General features: G+C 40.1%; 20 protein-coding genes. 7 read left to right on the forward strand and 13 right to left on the reverse strand.

All coding sequences use genetic code 11. The annotated features are described in order from the left end of the window. Positions 1-227: 227 nt before the first annotated feature. From GHNINEIG_RS07470 to GHNINEIG_RS07480, 3 genes are read right to left on the reverse strand one after another with little or no spacing between them, the layout of a single operon-like run. Positions 228-1028 carry a putative phage abortive infection protein gene (locus GHNINEIG_RS07470; protein ID WP_135796068.1) on the reverse strand — a complete coding sequence of 267 codons (801 nt, stop codon included), beginning with the start codon at positions 1026-1028 and terminating at the stop codon, positions 228-230. A gap of 7 nt (positions 1029-1035) precedes the next feature. Continuing rightward, positions 1036-2229, reverse strand: a complete 1194-nt coding sequence (locus GHNINEIG_RS07475; protein ID WP_135796069.1) for a restriction endonuclease subunit S — start codon at positions 2227-2229, stop codon at positions 1036-1038. Then, positions 2229-3797, reverse strand: coding sequence for a type I restriction-modification system subunit M (locus GHNINEIG_RS07480; protein WP_135796070.1), 1569 nt, complete (start codon positions 3795-3797; stop codon positions 2229-2231). The genes GHNINEIG_RS07475 and GHNINEIG_RS07480 overlap by 1 nt, the downstream gene beginning before the upstream one ends. Positions 3798-4165: 368 nt before the next feature. Between GHNINEIG_RS07480 and GHNINEIG_RS07485 the strand changes: the two genes are divergently transcribed. Both GHNINEIG_RS07485 and GHNINEIG_RS07490 read left to right on the forward strand, forming a co-directional pair. Next, on the forward strand, positions 4166-4708 hold the full coding sequence (locus tag GHNINEIG_RS07485) for a hypothetical protein (RefSeq protein ID WP_135796071.1): 543 nt from the start codon (positions 4166-4168) through the stop codon (positions 4706-4708). 83 nt (positions 4709-4791) lie between these two features. Next, the gene (locus GHNINEIG_RS07490; RefSeq protein ID WP_135796072.1) at positions 4792-5169 is read left to right on the forward strand and encodes a hypothetical protein; all 378 of its coding nucleotides are present in this window, start codon (positions 4792-4794) and stop codon (positions 5167-5169) included. Between the two features lie 133 nt (positions 5170-5302). On the opposite strand, the gene GHNINEIG_RS07495 is transcribed toward GHNINEIG_RS07490, so the two are convergent. Continuing rightward, positions 5303-5767, reverse strand: coding sequence for a hypothetical protein (locus GHNINEIG_RS07495; protein ID WP_135796073.1), 465 nt, complete (start codon positions 5765-5767; stop codon positions 5303-5305). Positions 5768-6798: 1031 nt separating this feature from the next. Between GHNINEIG_RS07495 and GHNINEIG_RS07500 the strand changes: the two genes are divergently transcribed. The 4 genes from GHNINEIG_RS07500 to GHNINEIG_RS07515 all read left to right on the forward strand — a co-directional run bounded on the left by GHNINEIG_RS07500 (position 6799) and on the right by GHNINEIG_RS07515 (position 13594). Beyond that, positions 6799-8040 (forward strand): TolC family protein, encoded by a 1242-nt coding sequence (locus tag GHNINEIG_RS07500; protein WP_135796074.1) that lies wholly within the window; start codon positions 6799-6801, stop codon positions 8038-8040. Further along, positions 8037-9338, forward strand: a complete 1302-nt coding sequence (locus tag GHNINEIG_RS07505; protein WP_011370848.1) for an efflux RND transporter periplasmic adaptor subunit — start codon at positions 8037-8039, stop codon at positions 9336-9338. The genes GHNINEIG_RS07500 and GHNINEIG_RS07505 overlap by 4 nt, the downstream gene beginning before the upstream one ends. A gap of 15 nt (positions 9339-9353) precedes the next feature. After that, the gene (locus GHNINEIG_RS07510; RefSeq protein ID WP_011370849.1) at positions 9354-12551 is read left to right on the forward strand and encodes an efflux RND transporter permease subunit; all 3198 of its coding nucleotides are present in this window, start codon (positions 9354-9356) and stop codon (positions 12549-12551) included. A gap of 152 nt (positions 12552-12703) precedes the next feature. After that, complete coding sequence (locus tag GHNINEIG_RS07515) at positions 12704-13594, forward strand: cation diffusion facilitator family transporter (protein WP_011370850.1); 891 nt, start codon at positions 12704-12706, stop codon at positions 13592-13594. Between the two features lie 22 nt (positions 13595-13616). Here the strand turns inward: GHNINEIG_RS07515 and GHNINEIG_RS07520 are convergent, their stop codons facing one another. Next, positions 13617-14036 carry an integrase core domain-containing protein gene (locus tag GHNINEIG_RS07520; RefSeq protein ID WP_135796075.1) on the reverse strand — a complete coding sequence of 140 codons (420 nt, stop codon included), beginning with the start codon at positions 14034-14036 and terminating at the stop codon, positions 13617-13619. Positions 14037-14175: 139 nt separating this feature from the next. Then, the gene (locus GHNINEIG_RS07525; RefSeq protein WP_048810678.1) at positions 14176-14601 is read right to left on the reverse strand and encodes a hypothetical protein; all 426 of its coding nucleotides are present in this window, start codon (positions 14599-14601) and stop codon (positions 14176-14178) included. Positions 14602-14918: 317 nt separating this feature from the next. Between GHNINEIG_RS07525 and GHNINEIG_RS07530 the strand changes: the two genes are divergently transcribed. Next, on the forward strand, positions 14919-15113 hold the full coding sequence (locus tag GHNINEIG_RS07530) for a helix-turn-helix transcriptional regulator (RefSeq protein ID WP_011370851.1): 195 nt from the start codon (positions 14919-14921) through the stop codon (positions 15111-15113). A gap of 162 nt (positions 15114-15275) precedes the next feature. Here GHNINEIG_RS07530 and GHNINEIG_RS07535 read toward each other — a convergent pair whose 3' ends face one another. From GHNINEIG_RS07535 to GHNINEIG_RS11820, 7 genes are all read right to left on the reverse strand, one after another. Next, positions 15276-15485 carry a hypothetical protein gene (locus tag GHNINEIG_RS07535; RefSeq protein ID WP_135796076.1) on the reverse strand — a complete coding sequence of 70 codons (210 nt, stop codon included), beginning with the start codon at positions 15483-15485 and terminating at the stop codon, positions 15276-15278. 68 nt (positions 15486-15553) lie between these two features. Then, entirely contained in the window at positions 15554-16015 is a 462-nt protein-coding gene (fliN, locus tag GHNINEIG_RS07540) for a flagellar motor switch protein FliN (RefSeq protein ID WP_135796077.1), read from the reverse strand. After that, positions 16008-17027 carry a flagellar motor switch protein FliM gene (gene fliM / locus GHNINEIG_RS07545; protein ID WP_135796078.1) on the reverse strand — a complete coding sequence of 340 codons (1020 nt, stop codon included), beginning with the start codon at positions 17025-17027 and terminating at the stop codon, positions 16008-16010. The genes fliN and fliM overlap by 8 nt, the downstream gene beginning before the upstream one ends. 21 nt (positions 17028-17048) lie before the next feature. After that, the gene (locus GHNINEIG_RS07550; protein WP_135796079.1) at positions 17049-17642 is read right to left on the reverse strand and encodes a flagellar basal body-associated FliL family protein; all 594 of its coding nucleotides are present in this window, start codon (positions 17640-17642) and stop codon (positions 17049-17051) included. Positions 17643-17680: 38 nt separating this feature from the next. Further along, positions 17681-18571 (reverse strand): flagellar motor protein MotB, encoded by an 891-nt coding sequence (gene motB, locus GHNINEIG_RS07555; protein ID WP_135796080.1) that lies wholly within the window; start codon positions 18569-18571, stop codon positions 17681-17683. Positions 18572-18604: 33 nt separating this feature from the next. Continuing rightward, complete coding sequence (gene motA / locus GHNINEIG_RS07560; protein ID WP_135796081.1) at positions 18605-19456, reverse strand: flagellar motor stator protein MotA; 852 nt, start codon at positions 19454-19456, stop codon at positions 18605-18607. A 48-nt stretch (positions 19457-19504) separates the two neighbouring features. Next, entirely contained in the window at positions 19505-20497 is a 993-nt protein-coding gene (locus GHNINEIG_RS11820; RefSeq protein ID WP_135796082.1) for a methyl-accepting chemotaxis protein, read from the reverse strand. Between the last annotated feature and the right edge of the window lie 15 nt (positions 20498-20512).

The raw sequence follows: 20512 nt of genomic DNA on the forward strand, positions 1-20512 counted from the left end.
AACTTGACGGTCATAAGGGCTGTTAAAACTAATTATACCCGAAATAACAATTTTGTAAACACCGCAGACTAATCAAATTCATTCATTAATCGAATTAAAGGATGGTCTGTTTTTCACACAAACATCTTTTGTTATAAGTCTTGTTTAAAGACTCTGTTTGTTCTAAATTGACCAGGCTTGGTAGTTTTTGCTTAAGCAATTTAATCTGACTCTTTATGGTTTTGAAATTATTTTGCTTGGTTACAGGCATTTATTAGAACTTGATTATTTCCATAAGCCAAAGGTTTGAAAAAACCTAATTCTGTCTGCCAATTATATAAACACTGTTCATCTAGCGCTTCAAACAACGCAAAACTTTCTACAAGTTCAGTAATATGTGCCAAATTTTCAGCATGTACATAATAGAAAAATAATACCAATTCAAATTTTGAAAGCTGTGAGTGAAGTAAATTTAAAGCGAACTCTCTGTCTTCAGCTTCAAGGAGTTCTTTGTTTTGTTTCATTAGAATTAAAATGTTTTTAATTATCTCCAAAAATCTTAACTCCTTACGAACAAGATGTAACTCGAGGTTTATTTTTGTGTGTTCAGGATCTGCATTTTTTATTTTTGGATTTATATGATTATTTTCATCCGAAAAGGTTATTCCTGCGTTTTTAAACGTATCAAGAAAATAAGATATTGCTTCTACACCACTATGTTTTTGCTCACCATAATGAAATGTAAAATCCTCAACAGCATTTTTGTGTAAATTGACTAATTGAAATAAACAAGATTGAAACCTATCTAAACGAGAGTTTTTTTGGAGTGCCTCTATTTGTTTTTGTTGTAGAAAAATTGTCTTTAAGAGTACGACAAAAGCCACCCCTGAAAACAAAGCACTTAACATCCCATAGCTGCCACCTAACTGCGCAGCCTTTTCAACTGAAAAATCATTAATGGGCCATGTTACAAACACAATTGCTATACCAAAAAAAATTATTAGCAACACAACAAAAGGGATGAATAACCATAAACTTATATTTTTCATCTGCAACTCACACAAACATCTTCTGCAATAAGCCTTTTTTGAAGGCTTTGGTTTGCTCTAGGATTGACCAGGCCTGGTTAATTTTTTGGTCGATTTCGGTTAGGAAATTGGCGATTTTTTGTTGTTCTTCAACACACGGAAATAAACCAAATATCTTTTCAATTTCTTTTTTACTAATCTCTGGGAATGTTGAGCCACTCGCTTTTCTAACAAATAACTTTCGATTTTGGATTATCCAGTAATAAACAAATTCATTATTATTCTCTTCATTTACCACTATTGACTGGAAGCCCTGATTAGTTGCACATTCTCGGGTCGAAATTGCTATATCAGCAATAGTTGCTCTGGTCGTTAGAAGCAAAGTCCCTTTAGGGAGAATTTTTGCCGATGACTTCTTTAACCCCTCATTTGAAATAGAGCGAACACTAAAGCCCATGTATTTTTGTTTGATTTCTGTTGGTGTAAACCACTGTATATCACCATTCCAATATTCTGCTTTCGTCGTTTCGGGCGTACCGCCTCCTATGATAGCCCCCAACTTAGCTATACTTTTCCTATCCCACTCAGGATAGTCATTGCCATTGTCGTCTTTAAAGCGGATTTGTTGGCTGAAGACTTGTTGCATGACACCTTTTTTGTAGTCGGTGAGCAGGCGGTGTTTTTCGGTGAGCTGTTCGATTTTTTTGTCCACCAAACTTAAAAAATCAGCGATTTTTTGTTGTTCTTCCTTGGAAGGGATACATAACTTCAGGTTTTTTACAATTTTTGCTGATAAATTACCTTGTCCGCCTTGCAAGTATGTCTTTAATATTCTTGGCTTATTTTTTATGAGCCAGTCTTTTAGGAAAATTTTATTTTCTTGTGTCCTAATGCATAATACAGCCTGATTTATAGCTCCATTTAGCTTTGAAATAGCCACTTCACCGCTAGTTGCACCATATAGCGCATATAGAAGGTCTCCAGTTTCTACTAGCTTTGCAGATGAACCATTCAAAGCATCTTCCGTTATGAATTGGTCAACTGAATCGGAACCAATTTTCCCCGAGCCAATAAATGGAATATTACCTTCATATAAATTTTTGTTGGTACTTGTTGGCGTACCTCCTGAAAAAAAGTTTCCTAACTCCCCAACTTGCTTTTTACTCCAAGCCTCAGAAAACTCAGAAAATCTAAGTTCAGGCACAATCTTAACTTCACTCATTAAAACGGCGCCTCAATTCCAAGCTGTTTACAGTAATCGGCAATCACCGCATCGGTCTGTTGCATCTCTTTATCAATGACTTTGATTTGTTGCGTCACCGCCGTTAAATCAATCGGCTCTTCTTCCTCGAAGGTATCCACGTATCTTGGAATATTGAGGTTGTAGTCGTTTTCTTTAATTTCATCGAGTGAGGCGACATAACTGTATTTATCACAGGTTTCTCGGTTGTGATAGGTGGAGACAATTTTCTCGATATGCTCAGGCTTTAAAGTATTCTGGTTTTTGTTTTTTTCAAACTCATTGGAGGCATCAATAAACAGAATGTCGTCAGGATTAGTCCGGCATTTTTTAAACACCAAAATACAGGTGGGAATACTGGTGCCATAGAAGATATTGGCAGGTAAACCAATGACCGCATCCAGATAGTTGCGGTCTTCAATCAGGTATTGGCGGATATGGCCTTCTGCCGCGCCACGAAATAACACGCCATGCGGTAATACCACTGCCATAGTGCCGTTATCGGCCAAGTGGTGAATCATGTGTTGGACAAAGGCAAAATCGGCTTTGGTTTTGGGCGCGAGTTTGCCGTATTGTGAAAAACGGTCATCACTTAAAAACAGTGGGTTCGCTGACCAGTGTGCCGAGAACGGTGGGTTGGCGACAATGGCTTCGAACTGTTGGCCTAGGTGATGCGGGTGCTCCAGCGTATCGTCCTGGCTGATGTCGAACTGCTTGTAGTTCACATCATGCAAAATCATATTCATGCGCGCCAAGTTGTAGGTGGTTCGGTTAAGCTCTTGGCCATAAAAATGACCGACTTCTTTGACTTCTTTCGACACCCGTAACAACAATGACCCTGACCCGCAGGTTGGATCATACACAGACTTTAAGTAGTTTTTATCGTCGGTGACGAGTTTAGCGAGAATGGTGGAGACGGTTTGCGGGGTATAAAACTCTCCGGCTTTTTTACCGGCACCGGAGGCAAACTGTCCAATCAAGTATTCATAAGAATCCCCTAACACATCGGCATTGGCGTTTTCCAGCTGAAAATCGACCTTATCCAAGTGCAAAAGGATTTTAGACACCAGCTCATTTTTTTGCTTTTCGGTTTTACCCAGCTTGCTAGAGTTAAGATCGAGGTCTTCAAACAATTTATTGAAGTCGTCCTCGGACTCGGTGCCCATGGTGGATTGTTCAATATTGTTAAGAATGGTTTGAAGCTCACCCAGAATAAAGTTGTCAGTGGATTCGCCCTCAATCGCCGCGCCTTTTTTGGCAATGGCTGAGAACAGCTCGGAAGGCTTTAGAGTGTAACCGAGTTTTTCAATCGCTTCATCGGCCACCGCCGCTACGATTTCAGCGCCTTCTTCAGAATGCTCATCGACTGTGGCGTAATCAAAATCGTCTTCTAGGGTATTGGCGTAAAGGCAAAGTTTTTCAGAGAGGTATTTGTAAAAGATAAACCCTAAAATGTAATCCCGAAATTCATCGGCATCCATTTTGCCACGCAAGGCGTTGGCGATATTCCATAATTGTTGTTCGAGTAACTTTTTTTCTTCTTCTGACATGTGGCCTTAACCTAAATGGGTTATCTATTGAAATGGCTTTGTATAGTCCATTCGTTCATAAATTTATTTGTTAAGCATTTTAACGGATATTGAGTGGCAATTGACGATTACTGAAAGGGTTTGGTTTATTTTTTAGCGAATAAGCTTTTAAATTCTAAGGCTGAATTACCATTAAATAGCGTACACAATTTGTGTTCAACAAGTTGAGCTTTAATTAATTTTTAACATCAACCAAAGTCAACCAAGTTATACGAATAATCACATATTAGAAGAAACTATTGATCTAACTGATTCTAATTTTCAATTCTCACTTTATATGGTGGCGACTTCACAGAAAGTCTGAACCCGTAATTAAATGAGGATTTAAAATGAGCAAAAAATCTCAAAACTACTACACAATTGGTATTTACCTTAATAACCAGCTTTCCGTTTCGATTATGAAAGCTAACGAATTGGTTTTTGCAGGTAAAGTATTCCCAATATATATGGAAAATCTTAACGATATTTTTAAAGCCAACATTGTCGAAGAAAACGCACGAATATCCGTATGCATACACAATGAAAGCGATATTGCCAATCAATACTCACTGATAAAAACTATCGTAAAAACTTTATTGCCAAAAGTTCAGGTGATAAATTCAGATCCGATTCACATACTACACGAGGCATTTTCTGAAATTTCAGAACCCTCTGGCAATAATTTAAAGGCATTCGAAAAAGACATCATGACGGCATCAAAAAAACTCGATTACACAAATAACAGTGAATTAAATGACTACGAAGTCGCCAACTCTTTTTTAACAGCTCGTTATGCTTGGAATCATGTGAAATTAATGGAGGCAAAAAATACTATGGCCCTACCAGAAGACCATAACCTAAGAGAACAGAAAAAACGTCTTCACAGCAAGTAAGTGATGAGAGGTCTAGCTTCTATTCTTAAATATTAAACCAACATTAGCTTGTATAATAAATAATAAAGATGAGGTGATTTTTTATGTCTATTAAACCTAAAGACTGGGAAGACGATAATAAGGTCTCAGAATTTCAGCATGTGGATGAAACGCTTAATGCTAGTAATGATTTTTTAAAAAAAGCAATTTATTTTGTAATTGGTTTTTTGGGATATTTATTATTGGCTTATTGGTATAAGTCTCATCCCTTTTTTGGTGTTAATTTGAATCATGTCGTTTATGAAGATGAGAATATGCTTCTTTTTATGGGTTTCCCATTTTTGTTTGAGTTAATAATTATTAATGTTTTTGTTTATTTTATTACGGGTGGAGATTACTTATTGGATGATAAAAATCAACACAAAATAATGGGCGTTAATAACCCTGCCGATAAGGTGTGGGGGATTGGTGAAGATGATTAGTTTATAAACAGCGAGAATCTTAAGTTCTCTGGTCGAGGGCTTTTTTGTCCGATTTCCACATAATGTGGAAAAAAACAAAAACCCCCTTGTCTTTTTATTTGAATTCATTTTTTGGCTTCAGTTTCACCCCCAATTAATGGGTATTGAATGAATAAATCAACACCATAACACATACAATAATTCCACCTGTCGCAACGCGCCTTGGAAAATACTTCAATTCATTTAAAACGTAGGCTCTCAAGTATATTTTTACTTTACGGGTAACTTCTTTATCTTGCTGTGAGCATCTCCCAAGAACTTTAACCACTTGTTTCCAGTATTGGCTTTGTGGGTCGATGACTAATCTATCAATTAAATTTGGAACTGGTGAAAAGCTCCCAAAAAAACGTAACGGAACATAGAAATCAATCATCCAAAAAACCAAAATAGATGCGATTGCCGTTGAACTTGAAATGAATCCGACAAAAAGAAGCCCTGCAGCAAACCAGTAAATGATCGGCACAACAAACAAAAGATATATCTCAAGTTTAGGAATACTGAGTATATACGCCATTTTCACGATTCTGAACAAATCATCGGTTAGTACAACTTTTTGCATAGTCACTTACTTCCTAACTTTTGCTTTCTTTAGATTCTATTCCTGGTTTTCCAATATAAATTCTTTGCCGGTGCAAAAACCACTAAGCCCAACATCGTCCAAACTAAAAGCATCACACGCCACCCTCTTCTTTTGATTTATCTCGCAAGTGAACGACCCACCCGACAGCAAAGAGATAGATAACAAAACCAAGAAATGCTAAAGATTGATATCCTGACTTAGTCGCTTTTGCGCGTTGAATTGCATCAAAAGAATTTTGTGGACATTTTTTTGGAGGGTTGTAAGGTAAATACCCTCCGAACACACCTGGGTTTGGGTAAAAAAGCTGGCCATGACTGCAAATTTCTCTCTGAACTGAATCGCCATACTCGTTCTCAAAGGCACAACACTGACATTCAAGCTTTCCATTCTTTTCTAATGCCTCTTGTTTTACTGCCTTTATTAGTGACGAATTTCGTTCTCTCTGTTTGCGTAAACGTTCTGTATCGTTTACATTGAACTGTAAAATAATTTATGTTTAAATGAAAAAAGAAAGTAGCAGAGTTTTTAAGGTAAGGATCGTTTTTTCACAATGATACGCCATTTTTACATTTATTTTTTAGCGGCGGTAATTGCTATGCAGTCAGTGGCCGTGATGGCGGACGTTCATACACTTCATCAACCTGATTCTAATCACCTCTCTTTTGAAGATAAGCAACCAGAAAATAGTCAAACGTTACTGCAGACCGATAAAGAAAAATTCAACACAAATACTATTAACATATCAGATTGCCACCATTGTTGCCATTGTCATGGCTCAGCACACATGTTCATTAACGGCAGTCAATCTTCCTTAGTTCATTCACATCTTTATAGTGAAGTAGATATAAGCTCTACGATAGACTATCGTTCACACATTATTCCTACTGACAACCCTCCTCCGATATATTCATTGTCGTATTAAAAGCAATTAATCCTTAGTGGTATAACATCGTTTAAGCGACGTTATACACTATCTTGTACATTGAATATTTAAATTGTGAGGAAACCTCATGAAGAAATTTTCTATTTCTTATATGATCGGTGTCGTTCTGTATTTTTCTTCGCTCTCTGTATATGCACAATCAACTGATTGGCAATACTGGTTGAGCGCTCAAATACAAAAACACCCAGACATGATCGCAGCTAGAGAACAACTACTTGGCAATAACGCCAAAGCAGATGCTATAGAACAACCACTTTACAATCCTGAACTGTCTTCAGAACTAGAACGTAATGGAAAACAAAACAACTACCAACTAGGCATTAGACAGACCATTGATTGGTGGGATAGAAGAGAAGTCAGTCGATTAAAATCAGGGTATATACGAAACGCATCAGAAGCGCTTTACCAGCAGCAAGTTTTACAAGCAACCGCCGAAGCTATGGCTACGTTGGTTGAGTGGCGTGCCGCTAAAAATGTCGCTGCCATTGCAAAAAAACAATACCAGCAGCTTCAAACTCAACTCGAACTGGTGCAAAAACGACAGCGGCTAGGAGACTTGGGTAGTATTGATGCTGAACTCACCTTTCTCTCTCTTTCGCAACAATTAGCGCAAGTCGCGGAAGCAAAGGTTGTCTTAAAAAAATCTGAAGCTAAGGCTCGTGAGCTAATCCCTAGCTGGACACCAAAACTTGGTGGAGTTCCCCAAGATTTCTGGCCATCTTCACTTAGTTCTAACTCTAATCAGGATCTTCTAAAACACCCTCGCGTAGCAAGCGCTTATGCCCGTTGGCAGTCGCAAAAAGAAGAAGCTGAGTTGGAACGTCGCACTGCAAAAGCTGACCCTACAGTTGGAGTTAAGACTGGTCAAGATGGTGGAAAAAACGTTATAGGGTTGACTTTATCCATTCCCCTTAACGTGCGCAATGATTTCAGTGCAGAAACACGTGCCGCTGAACGCGCAGGTCTTGAAGAAAAAGCTCGCTTTCAAAGCATTTACCGTAAACAGCGTTTCAGCTGGCAAGCTGCTTATTCCGTTTGGAAGAGTTTTGATCAGCAATACCAACGCTGGAAAAAACTAGCTCAAGGTCGGGTCGAGAAAAGTGCTGAACTGCTTGAACGACAATGGAATAGTCGGGATTTATCAACAACAGATTATCTGCTGGCTTTAAATCAACGCGCTGAAAGCCTAATAGCAGGCATTGAACTGGAAAAACAGACGCAACTTGCCCTTCTTGATGCACTTAAGCAATCTGGTCTTTTATTGCAAGCCAAAAATGCTGAACACCAAATTACAGGAATACGAAAATGAACAAAATATTGCTAGCAATTGCTCTGAGCGTGCTTACTAATCCAGCCTTCAGTCAAGATAAAGAATCACAAAATGACCATCCTCGTGCACATGATCATGAAACAGAAACCAACTCCAAAGTACATATCGAAAAGAAAGAGAATGCTGAACATCCTGAAGAAAGCCACCAAGAGCATGCTACACATGATGCGCACCCGTCAGGTGCTTCACATCTGCATGATGAACATCAAGGGCAATTAGATCGTGGACACGATAACGAAAATAATGCGCACGGTAGTCATAAAGATATCAACTCAACGACACTCAAACCTGAGCAAATAAAACTGGCTGATATTCAAGTAGAGCTTCTTACTGCTCAGCGAGTCAATTATCAACTTTATGCTCCTGGAGAAATTCTATCCAACGACTATACCAGTTACAGCGTATCGCCACGAGTCGCTTCAATCGTGTTGCGGCGCCATGTTTCTTTGGGGGATCACGTAAAATCTGGACAACGACTCGTTACCTTATTTAGCGAAAGTGTCGCCGAAGAACAGACTAACTACCGTGTGGCTTGGACTGAATGGCAAAGATTGCAAAAGCTAGGACGCAAAAATGTTGGGGAACAGCGATATATCAGTGCTAAGTCTACCCTAGAAAAGGCCGAAGCGAAACTGCTATCCTATGGGTTGTCAAAAGCAAATTTACAATCCCTTACTTCTCAGAAGTCCGCTTCATTGGGAGAGTATACCCTTAATGCCGAAATTGATGGTGTTGTGCTTAGTGACAAATTCAAGCAAGGGCAGCGGATTGGAGCTGGTCAACCCTTAATTTCTCTTGCTGATGAAAAACAGCTATGGGTCGAAGCTCAACTACCCGCCAACATGAATTTAAATTTAGAAAAAGGAGCGCAAGCGGAAGTCGTCATTGGCATGATGCATGTGAAAGCTTCAGTTATTCAAGAGTCGCACACGATTGATTCGGTTACTCGTACGCGCACTGTGCGACTTTTGGTCAATAATCCAGCGCACCGTTTGCATCCAGGTCAGTTTGCTGAGGTTTATTTTCATTTTAGTACACAGCAGCCAGTGCTGGCGGTGCCTGAAACAGCGCTGATGCGTAGTGAAGACGGTGACTGGGTGGTATTTATGGAAGAGCATCCAGGGGAGTTTAAGCCAGTAGAAGTTCAGTTAGGCCGAGCGTTGGGACCACTTCGTGAAATCATTGGCATTGAGCCCGGGCAACATATTGTCACCCAAGGAGCTTTTTTTGTTGCGTCTCAGATCGCCAAGGGCGGTTTTGATCCTCATAACCACTAAGTATAAGGAACTTCCATGTTTAACCGAATGATTGATTGGGCGGTTACTAACCGTTTGCTGGTGATACTCGCCCTTATTACACTGACGGTCAGTGCTTTTTTTGTTATCCCCAAACTGAATCTCGATGCCTTTCCAGATGTTACCAATGTGCAGGTATCCGTTAATACTGAAGCTCCGGGGCTAGCTGCTGAAGAGGTTGAGCAGCTTATTACCTACCCTATTGAAGCCGTGATGTATGCGTTGCCTGACGTTGAAGAGGTACGCTCCATCTCCAAAACAGGCCTCTCCGGCGTCACAGTAGTATTCAAGGAAGGCATGGATATCTATTTTGCCCGACAACTCGTGTTTGAACGGTTACAGTCTGCAAAGGAATTGATTCCTGACGGGGTGGGAACTCCTGAGATGGGGCCGAATACCTCAGGCCTAGGACAAGTTTACCAATACCTGCTAATGGCCGAACCGGATTCAGGCTTTGATGCTATGGAATTGCGTAGTTTGAATGACTGGGTAGTAAAGCTATTGCTACTTCCAGCGGAAGGGGTAACTGATGTGCTTTCTTTCGGTGGCGAAGTGCGTCAATATCAGGTTAACCTGAATCCCTCGCGATTGTTAGCCTATGGCTTAACACAAGATAGTGTCATGAAGACTTTGGAACAAAACAATACCAATGTCGGTGGTTGGTATATGAGTCGTGGTCAAGAGCAATTGGTCATTCGCGGGACAGGATGGTTTGATCATGGTGAACTTGGTTTGAAGCAGATTCGCCAGGTGCCTTTGAAAACGGTGGATGGCACCACTGTTACTGTTTCAGATGTCGCAGAAGTGGTACTAGGGAGAGAAATCCGCCAGGGTGCCGTTACAATGACTCGTAAAAATGAGGATGGAAAAGTCGAAAATCTTGGCGAAGTCGTGTCCGGTATTGTGCTCAAGCGTATGGGGGCTAACACGAAAGTTACAATAGATGCAGTTAATGAGCGTTTTGAACGCATCAATCAAGCATTGCCAGAAGGAGTCCGTTTTGAGGTGTTCTACGATCAGGCAAATTTAATTACAGCAGCTGTCGAGACAGTGGTCAATGCGCTTTTACTGGCATTTGTTTTTATTGTCGTGATTCTAGCACTGTTCTTGATGAATTTAAGTGCTACGTTTTTGGTATTGATCTCCATTCCCATCTCCATCGGTATCGCCTTGATGGTAATGTCATGGTTTGGTTTATCAGCTAATTTGATGTCTCTTGGAGGGATTGCGGTAGCTATTGGGATGTTAGTTGATGGCTCCGTCGTCATGGTTGAGAACATGTTTAAACACTTGTCTCGCCCAGATGCTGAGCATGATGCCGAAAGAGCATTGCGTGTTGGATCCACAGATAGAGATCCAGTCCGCGCCTGTGGTGACCATCATGGTATCGCCTTAAGATTGCAGGAAGCCGGTAAAGAGGTGGCGCGACCTATCTTTTTTGCCACGGCCATTATCTTGGTTGTGTTCATGCCGCTTTTCAGTTTTGAGGGGGTTGAAGCTAAATTGTTTCAGCCTATGGCTATCAGTATTATGTTGGCTATGCTTTCGGCAGTTTTAGTGGCCTTGATTATTGTGCCCGCATTAGCGACATATCTTTTTCGTAAGGGCGTACGCCAACGCGAGAGCTTTTTGTTAAAGCCAATCGATTTTGTCTATCGCAAAAGTTTAACTTGGGCTATGAGGCATAGCAAAGTTGTTGTAGGTATAGCTGTCTTCATGGTAATTTCTGCGGCACTTGTCATACCTCGCCTAGGAACCGAATTCGTGCCTGAACTTGAAGAAGGAACTATCAACTTGCGTGTCACTTTGGCTCCATCGTCTAGTTTAGAAACTGCACTGCAAGTGGCCCCTAAGCTGGAGGCAATGCTAATGGAGTTTCCTGAGGTTACTTATGCACTGTCGCGTATTGGTCGCGCCGAAATAGGCGGAGATCCTGAGCCAGTAAACAACATTGAAATTTATATCGGGCTCAAACCTATAAAAGAGTGGCAAACTGCAAAAAATCGTTATGAATTGCAGGCCTTGATGGAGCAAAAACTTGAACGACATCCCGGTTTGCTTTTCAATTTCTCTCAACCAATTGCAACCCGTGTTGATGAATTGCTTTCAGGTGTCAAGGCGCAATTGGCCATCAAGCTTTTTGGTCCCGAACTTGATGTGCTCGCAGATAAAGGACAAGCAATAGAGAGCGTAGTTAAAAATATCGAAGGCGCTAGAGATGTAGCTATGGAGCAAATTGTTGGAGAATCTCAATTAGTAGTAAAACCGGATCGTCGCGCTTTATCACGCTATGGACTGAACGTCTCTGACGTAATGGAGCTTGTACGTGAAGGTCTGGGAGGCGCTAGTGCTGGACAAATCATCAATGGCAACGAGCGTTATGACATCTATGTCCGGCTGGCTGAGCGCTTCCGTGAAGACCGTGAAACCATTGCAGACCTTCGTTTACAAGCTCCAACAGGTGCTTGGGTTCGCCTTGAGGATGTGGCCGATGTCAATATTGCTTCAGGACCTCCTCAGGTTCGTCGTGATGACGTACAGCGACGTGTGGTTATTCAGGCTAATGTTCAGGGGCGAGACATGGGAAGCGTAGTCTCAGATATTCGTCAGGCAGTTGCTGAACAAGTCGAACTTCCGGCTGGGTATTCTGTCGATATCGGTGGCCAATTTGAGAGCCAGCAACGAGCGCAAAAGCGTTTATCACTGGTTGTACCGGTTTCTCTGGGATTAATCGCCTTGTTGCTTTATTTCGCTTTTGCTTCGGTTGGTCAGGCTATGTTAATTCTGGTAAATGTGCCGTTAGCCGTTATTGGTGGCGTTTTTGCACTTTGGTTTTCTGGCCAATACTTGTCTGTACCAGGTTCTGTAGGATTCATTACCCTCTTTGGGGTAGCCGTATTAAATGGTGTCGTTATGGTAGAAAGTATCAATCAACGAATTATAGATGGTCTATCGGTTTCCGATGCGGTATTTGATGGCGCTACTTCAAGGCTGAGGCCAGTATTAATGACCGCCATTACTTCAGCACTTGGTTTGATGCCTATGCTACTTTCCAGTGGTGTTGGTGCAGAAATCCAAAAACCCTTGGCAACAGTAATCGTGGGCGGTTTAATAACAGCCACATTTTTGACATTGTTTGTGTTGCCAGTGTTATTTGCTTGGTTTTCAAAAGGAAAAATAAAAGATATGGCTTAAACCCATCATTCTTCAGACCTGTAGCAGCCTTGTTGCCGCTACAGGTATTTATTTTAAAAAAATAAAAAATCTTTATAAAAATCATAAACAATAGAAATCTTCATGATTCTTATAAAGGTTTTTAGGATATAAATTCAGGATAAATACTTTTTATGCATCAGCACAAAAATGAAAGCAATAAGCGCATCGCAACGGCATTTTTTCTGAATGTTGGCTTTACCATCATTGAATTTATTGGAGGCTGGTTGACCAATAGCACCGCCATTATGGCCGATGCAGTACATGACTTAGGCGATAGTTTGTCAATCGGCAGCGCTTGGCTATTGAACCATTTGGGACAAAAATCTGCTAACAGCGAGTTTACCTATGGTTATCAGCGTCTGTCTTTGCTTGGTGCTTTAATTAATAGCTTAGTTCTAATTGCTGGATCAATATGGGTATTGAGTGAAGCCATACCCAGATTGGCTGACCCAGTCATGCCGGCTACCGAAGGAATGCTGATACTGGCTATACTAGGAGTTACCGTTAATGGTTTTGCGGTTTACCGTTTGAGTAAGGGCAATACGCTCAATGAAAAGGTATTAAACTGGCATTTATTGGAGGATGTGCTTGGATGGTTGGCAGTACTTGTCGTTTCAATCGTATTGCAGTTTGCCGATTGGCCAATTCTTGACCCATTACTGTCGGTGGGATTTACTCTTTTCATTTTTTTTAATGTAATACGAAATCTCAAGACAACTGCGAAGCTTTTTTTTCAAGCGGTGCCGGATAAGAAATTGCATGAAAGGATCCGACACTCATTACTGAACATAGACAACATCTTTGAAGTGCATCATCAACACCTTTGGTCACTTGATGGTGAACATCATGTTTTGACGGCTCATATTATTATCAATCAAAATAAAGATTTCAACCTCAAAGAATATAGTGCGATGAAGCAATCCATTGCCAATGCCCTCGAACAATATCAGTTAGCTCATACCACTATCGAAATTGAACTAAATCAAGAGTTCTGTCGAGATCAATCTAAACTTCCTTTTTAGACCTCTCTCTTTTAGAGGCAATCTAATTTAGAGTTTTCCAGCAGGTTGTATTGGTTAGATATTTCCATGGCGTTAAGTGACCAAGTGAATCATGTGATCGTTCTTCGCTATACTCTCTCACCCTGTTATCGGTAATTTCTCGCACTTCATTCAACACCCTGAACAAGTAGACATTGAGGATTTTATCCCGATACATTCGATTGGATTGTTCAACATAGTAATTATTCGTATCATTTCCTGGCTTGGTAGACGGCAATTTAATGTCAGTCCAATCAGCAAGAACCCTTGAGATAAACTCTGGGCAGTTAGCCATTCGAACCTCCATCGGATAATCTCGCCAAGCTGTGATACGTTCCAACACATGTGTAACTCTTAATGTCGGCAAACTCAGGTCTATTTCAATGGTGAGTATCTTACACCACTGAAGCAGCCTAATTGTCACCGGCAGTGTAAAAATGCCCTCCCTGACTGCAATCTAAATTTGCCCCCTTGAGTATCATAGTGTTCTCTGTGAACCGCCACTAATTTACAATGCACCATTTAGTCATCTAAACAAATTAGAATCTTTCTAAGGCTAATTTTCAGGTTTCGTAAAAGCTTCGGCATCGCAAGAGTTTCCTATTCAGATTAGACACTAATTTGATTATTGCAGAGCGTTCCGATAATAATTTTGATGCTTCTTCTATTAAAGCTTTAATTTTATGTGCATTTTCTTTGAATGGCCCTGATCGTTTCACATGCCGTGAAGGATTTTTTATTGTATATCCAAGAAAAACTGGTTCCTCGCCTTTTTCGACAGAATGCCAAACTAGCCATTTTGGATGTGGACAACCTAAACAATCTTTTCCACATCCGTATAAATGTAAAGTAATAGCTCCAGGTTTCCTAGGCTGATTTAACTTTATTAGCTCTGAAATCAGATCTAACCTGAAATTTATTTCAGTAATTCTATCAAGAGAAACAGGTCCTATTTTTTCGTAAATTATTTGGTGCTCATTCGATGGCATGGAAATTTCCTTTTTGCATATAATGTGCAATTTAAAAAAACATAAAAAAAATACCCAACAGAAATTTAGTGATTGAGGTCAGTAAACGCGGGCACTCTTCTTAAGCAGCTGCTCAAAAAGGAAAGTGAAAAGGAAGATTTAGAATTATTTTTTTAGAACGATTTCTAATAAACTTGAAAAAACTCAATCGATTAATTCTAAAAAATCCACATTAAATGGAATTTTTGATATTTAATCAGATATTAGTTAACAGATTTCTGCTTTAATTTTTATAAATGTCTTTCTGAAATATCTCCAGATTTCAGAAAGGTGGAATAATGATAGACAAAGTACCTGAGCAACTACTACCGTTGCCAAAAGTAGAGATGATGATAGGACTGAAAAAATCAAAAATATATGCTTTAATTAAAACTGGTGAATTTCCAAAAAATCGAGTAATCAAAGGTAAAGCTTTATGGTTAAGCTCAGAAATTCAAAATTGGATATCCGAACAATGGCAAGCAGCTAAGTAATGTACTATTAATGTACCACTTACTTTTAAATTACTAAAAAATCCTCTAAAAAAGCTACTTCTATAGAAAAGTTTGTTTCCGCCCATCTCCACCAAACATTCATTCAATCTGTTAGGCCTTAGCAGATTTTTCTTTCCTCTAAATTTTTTAAATAATTGATTATCAATTAACAGGAAGCGTCTTTAGATAATCGATGGTTTCCGGTGACAATATGACAATCAGTAAGACAATCACACCCAATACCAATAAAAACTTAAGCAGCAAAGTGGACACTTTAAAAATCAGATAAACCATTAAAGTGATAAACAGAAACACCAAAACGGAACTGGGATGCATTAAATCCAAAAGTGTTAAATAATCATTTGAAACCATTTTTTCTTCTTTACATAAAAAAGGGCTTACTATGAAGCCCTTTTTCTATATTAATGCTGAGGTAATCACTATTTGAGCTTTTTAATTCGCTCTTGTGGACTGACAACATCTGTTAAACGCACCCCAAACTTATCGTTAATAACAACGACTTCTCCGTGCGCAATCAATGTTCCATTTACCAATAAATCTAAAGGCTCACCCGCTAGACGATCCATCTCAATAACCGAACCCTGCGTATAAGATAGAAGATTTCTAATAGACACTTTGGCTCGTCCAATTTCCAATTGAAGCGTGACAGGAATGTCTAATAAAACATCCAAATCTACTTTCTCTGAGCTGTCGCCTCGTCCTTTTTCAAGAGCATCAAAAGAAGCGGCATCAATTTCATCAGAGTTGTTAGAAGAAGTTTCTGCAGCTTGCTCGGAAAGCGCAGCTCCCCATGGATCATCGCCCCCCGCATCAGTTCCTTCTGCCTCTGCTTGCTCGTCAAGAGCATCACCCCATGCACTTAAATCATCTTCTTCACTCATCGTACCATTCCTTTACATTTTCTACCATTCTCTCCTGATATGCAGGATGACGAAGTATTTGTTCAATTTTTACCGCTTTTCGATCTCGGCTTTCACCAACTTTACCTTTCATAACTCCGATACCTTCAGCTTTAACTGTGACCAGTTCTGGCATTTCAATCGGAATAATATCGCCTTTTTCCATCTTCATGAGGTCGTCCATGTTCATCTGAAGCTCAAGAAGATTAACCGCCAATTCAACTTCAATATTTTTGGTTTCTTCTTTAAGCGTTCTTGACCAACGATTATCTGACTCCCCTTGCAGGTTAGACATCCCTTCTTCAAGCTTATCTCGAACAGGCTCCAACATAGCATAAGGCATTACAATATCGACTCGCCCCTCAACACCTTCAAACCGTACATTGATTGGGCTTACGACGATCATATCGGTGGCATCAACGATACTGGCAAATTTAGGGTTCATTTCAGAATGCATATAATCAATTTCTATATCCATCACTGGCGCCCAAGCTTTGCGTAAATTTTCAGAAGACATATCTAAAATACTTCTGACCATACTCATTTCAACAGGCGTATATTCACGACCTTCAATTTTGAATGGAAGCAAGCCCGTTCCACCAAAATACATATCAACTGCTGTAAAGATCAGCTTGGAGTCTAATGTAAATAACGATACCCCATTAAGCGGGTTAATTCGGTATATGTTTAAACTGGTTGGGACAAAAAGGTTTCTTAAATAATCAATCATTTTAATGATTTTGACTTCGCCCGCAGTAACTTCCACGCTGGACATAATCATTTCATTAAAGTGTCTTTGAAACCCTCTTGCAAAACGTTCATTGATAATATCTAAGGCAGGCAAACGCCCACGAACAATTCGCTCTTGGTTCGTGAAGTCGTATACCTTGGCAGATGTTCCTTCAGCGGGATTATCCCCTTCTGTATCAACATCACCGCCCCCCATTCCTTTAAGAAGGGCGTCGACTTCATCTTGACTTAGAATATCATCCATTCACGTTACCTAAATTTAATCTTATTGCATCACAAAACGTTCGAAATAGACGTTTTCTAATAAATCTGGATAAATATTTCTTTTTTCCAACACCGCTCTTGCTTTCGTTAGAATCTTTTCTCTTAAAATATCTGGACCATCATCCTTACTCATAACACTATATGTTTGGACTCTTAACAAAGAAGTGATATCGTTTCTTAAAATTGGGCGATAACTTTCCATCTCTGTTATCAACTGAGGGTAATGTGACATAAACTTTAAAGTTACCGCCAAAAACTTAGCTTGCCCTTCTCCTTTAAAGTTCACCACAAACGGTTCCATCGCAAAGTACTGTGGAGGCGAGCCTGGCTCTGGTGGTTCATACTGTTTAAACTTAGGAGAATATTGTTGTACCACACCTTCACTTGAAACGACTGGTTCATCCGAGTGCTCAGCTGGCGCATGTTGCGCTGATTCTTCTGCATGAGCGGTTTGGTTTTCCCCATTACCACTTAACAGTACAAACGTCATTACAGCCACACCGACAATCAACAAAACAATGATGACTAATAGAGCAATAATCATTCCTTTTCCGCCACCACTGCTTTTTTTCTCTTCTTGAACTTCTTCTGCCATGTTCTATCCCTTAAGTTCCTAAGTTAATTCTATTATTGTTAGTTCTGGTCAAGCGGTGAGTTAATCAATTCTTTTGATAAATCTTCCATCCCAGGTGCTTCACTTAGACTTTTTAAGCGTTCATCCGCTTCTTTATTCAGCACAATTATACTGATTCGTCTATTACGAGGATTATACGGGTTTTCCTTGTCAAATGGCACCGTATCTGACAGTCCAACCACTTGAGCGATCTTTTTCTCTTCAACACCACCATCTAACAACAATCTTCTGGCCGCATTGGCTCGATCAGCTGATAACTCCCAGTTAGTGTACTCTGCATTAGAGTGGTAACCTGATGAATCGGTATGTCCCGCAATACTAATCCTATTGTTGGTTTGTGCTAAAACCGACCCAACCTCTTTTAATAACTTGGCAGCATAATCTTTTGGCAAATCAACACCACTACCAAACATCGGTCTTTTTCGATCATCTAACACTTGAACCTGAAGTCCGTTTGGCGTTACCTCAATTTTTAACTGATTTTTTAATTCATTAGTAATCGGGTTTTCCGAAATCTTTTGCTCTATCTGGCGCTTCAAATCTTCCATTTGCGCTTTTTCTTGAGCTTTTGCCTCACCATTTTCATTTTCAATACTGCCTTTAGGCGTATCTTTAAACCCTCCCATATCAATCATAGAGTCAGAGCTACGCCCGGCTTCTTTGGATGGCACCAAAACTTGTGGAGAGGCTTCAATCACCGTCGGGTCACGAAAATATTCAGCCATGGCTTTCATTTCTTCATCATTGACCCCACCCAAAATCCAAAGCATTAAGAAGAAAGCCATTGCAGCAGTCATAAAGTCCGCGAACGCAACTTTCCAAGCCCCACCATGAGCACAGTGCGGGCATTTGGTTAACCGCTTTATAATTATGGACTGTTCTTCGCTCATTCGTCTTTACTCGATAAATTTGATTAGGTGCAATTATTTTTGTGTTTGTAAAAACTCTTCTACTTCTTGAAAAGAAGGTCTTTCGGAAGCAGGGATAGACTTCCGCCCAAACTCAACCGCAATTTGCGGAGCATACCCATTCAAGTTGGCCATTAAACAAGTTTTAATCGTACCGAAATAAGCCCCTTCATTATGTGCTCTATTGGCCATATCCGAAGAAATGGGCCCTACCACCCCATAAGCGACCAATATCCCCAAAAAGGTTCCCACTAGAGCAACAGACATGTGGTGTGCAATTTCAAGAGGCCCTGCGTCTAGATAGCCCATTGTTACAATAATCCCCAAGACAGCAGCTACGATACCAAACCCCGGAAGCGCTTCTGCAACCTTTCCGATTGCCTCAGCAGGGGCAGCAGCTTCATGATGATGAATATCCATTTCTAAGATCATAAGATCTTCTAATTGATAAGGATTACTTGCGCCACTGATCATCAATCTTAGATAATCGCAAATAAAGTCCACTGCATGGTGATCCGAAGAGACTTTAGGCGACGCGCTAAACAATTCACTAGAATGAGGATCCTCAACATCAGCCTCTATTGCCATCAATCCTTCACGTCTCGCTTTATTAAAAATTCTGAACATCAACCCCAAAAGTTCCATATAAACTTCTTTGTTATATGGATCAGGTTTTGCCAACCCTAATGCACCGCTGAAACTTTTCTTAACCACCCAACCTGGGTTAGCAATAATAAAAGCACCTAATGCACCACCGCAAATAATTAAGACTTCTAGTGGCTGAATTAAAATCCCAACACTACCATGAGGAAGATATCCTCCGAGTAGAGATCCAAATACCACTATTGTTCCGACTATCGCTTTCATATTAGAGCCTTATTATTCTTTTATTTACCACACTAAGATCAACAAACATTAAATGCTATTCACTGCTTTTGACAATGCTTCTTGAGCTATTTTTAACTGCGACAGATTATCTTCGATTTCATGAAAAAAATCATTTACTTTTCCAGCCTGTACTTGGGTCGTTTCCACTCTTTCTTGACCGCTTCCCATCACTTCTACTGCATTACGCGCTCTTTGTTGCAGCTCTTCAATAATTTTTTGAATTTCCGTTGTTGCTTGTTGCGTTTTTCCAGCCAAAATTCTGACCTCATCAGCCACAACTGCAAAACCTCTTCCATGCTCACCTGCTCGCGCTGCTTCAATAGCGGCATTAAGTGCCAGCAAATTCGTCTGTTCTGCGATATCACGGATCAGCACCAGAACGGTCCCAATGTTATTACTGTCTTCTTCAAGTTTTTTAATGACCGAAGAAGCATGTGTTACCTCATCTGTTAACCCACTGACTTCAGAGATAACACTCGAAGCTGATGACATTCCGGCATTGGTTCCAGTACTCATTTTATCAACAACTGTTGATACATGCTCCGAGAGGCTCACAAGCTCTGAAGAATCAACATTCGATTGGCTGCTGCTGGCATCTGCCTGTGCATAAGCATCCGACAATGTTTCATTCAATTCTTCAATCTGGCTTTCTAACGTAGCAATTTGTGATTGATTAGCCTCAACTTCATCTTGTTTTGAACTAATAATCTCATTCGCTTTTGACAATAACTGGTTAATACTTACTTGTAACTTTGGATCAATATTCTCATCAGACAAAGGAAGAAAGCTTGAATCACTTGACGCAACTTTATCAACTGCTTCAATGACAGTAGTCTGATCGCATACTCCCGGTTTATTACACCAAACCAAATAAACCAGCGCACCAGCAACAACCGCCCCAACAAGGATGGCAATTAAGGCAACCCCTGCTATTGGCGCTCCCGTTATTTCTGACTGTGAAAGCGCCGTAGTTGAGAGCAAACCGGCTCCAAACATAACCAATTGTTGATGTAATTTCATGCTTATTCCTTTCAC

Origin of the sequence: Hydrogenovibrio crunogenus (assembly GCF_004786015.1) — a bacterium.
Classification (GTDB): Bacteria; Pseudomonadota; Gammaproteobacteria; order Thiomicrospirales; family Thiomicrospiraceae; genus Hydrogenovibrio; species Hydrogenovibrio crunogenus.

Excerpts from the sequence above, each read along its gene's own strand:
- fliN (WP_135796077.1), bottom strand. The coding sequence starts at position 16,015 with ATGAGTGAAGAAGATGATTTAAGTGCATGGGGTGATGCTCTTGACGAG.
- GHNINEIG_RS07535 (WP_135796076.1), bottom strand. The coding sequence starts at position 15,485 with ATGGTTTCAAATGATTATTTAACACTTTTGGATTTAATGCATCCCAGT.
- GHNINEIG_RS07480 (WP_135796070.1), bottom strand. The coding sequence starts at position 3,797 with ATGTCAGAAGAAGAAAAAAAGTTACTCGAACAACAATTATGGAATATC.
- motB (WP_135796080.1), bottom strand. The coding sequence starts at position 18,571 with ATGAGCGAAGAACAGTCCATAATTATAAAGCGGTTAACCAAATGCCCG.
- GHNINEIG_RS07485 (WP_135796071.1), top strand. The coding sequence starts at position 4,166 with ATGAGCAAAAAATCTCAAAACTACTACACAATTGGTATTTACCTTAAT.
- GHNINEIG_RS07525 (WP_048810678.1), bottom strand. The coding sequence starts at position 14,601 with ATGCCATCGAATGAGCACCAAATAATTTACGAAAAAATAGGACCTGTT.
- GHNINEIG_RS07515 (WP_011370850.1), top strand. The coding sequence starts at position 12,704 with ATGCATCAGCACAAAAATGAAAGCAATAAGCGCATCGCAACGGCATTT.
- GHNINEIG_RS07510 (WP_011370849.1), top strand. The coding sequence starts at position 9,354 with ATGTTTAACCGAATGATTGATTGGGCGGTTACTAACCGTTTGCTGGTG.
- GHNINEIG_RS07475 (WP_135796069.1), bottom strand. The coding sequence starts at position 2,229 with ATGAGTGAAGTTAAGATTGTGCCTGAACTTAGATTTTCTGAGTTTTCT.
- GHNINEIG_RS07505 (WP_011370848.1), top strand. The coding sequence starts at position 8,037 with ATGAACAAAATATTGCTAGCAATTGCTCTGAGCGTGCTTACTAATCCA.
- GHNINEIG_RS11820 (WP_135796082.1), bottom strand. The coding sequence starts at position 20,497 with ATGAAATTACATCAACAATTGGTTATGTTTGGAGCCGGTTTGCTCTCA.
- fliM (WP_135796078.1), bottom strand. The coding sequence starts at position 17,027 with ATGGATGATATTCTAAGTCAAGATGAAGTCGACGCCCTTCTTAAAGGA.
- GHNINEIG_RS07550 (WP_135796079.1), bottom strand. The coding sequence starts at position 17,642 with ATGGCAGAAGAAGTTCAAGAAGAGAAAAAAAGCAGTGGTGGCGGAAAA.
- GHNINEIG_RS07495 (WP_135796073.1), bottom strand. The coding sequence starts at position 5,767 with ATGCAAAAAGTTGTACTAACCGATGATTTGTTCAGAATCGTGAAAATG.
- GHNINEIG_RS07500 (WP_135796074.1), top strand. The coding sequence starts at position 6,799 with ATGAAGAAATTTTCTATTTCTTATATGATCGGTGTCGTTCTGTATTTT.
- GHNINEIG_RS07530 (WP_011370851.1), top strand. The coding sequence starts at position 14,919 with ATGATAGACAAAGTACCTGAGCAACTACTACCGTTGCCAAAAGTAGAG.
- motA (WP_135796081.1), bottom strand. The coding sequence starts at position 19,456 with ATGAAAGCGATAGTCGGAACAATAGTGGTATTTGGATCTCTACTCGGA.
- GHNINEIG_RS07490 (WP_135796072.1), top strand. The coding sequence starts at position 4,792 with ATGTCTATTAAACCTAAAGACTGGGAAGACGATAATAAGGTCTCAGAA.
- GHNINEIG_RS07470 (WP_135796068.1), bottom strand. The coding sequence starts at position 1,028 with ATGAAAAATATAAGTTTATGGTTATTCATCCCTTTTGTTGTGTTGCTA.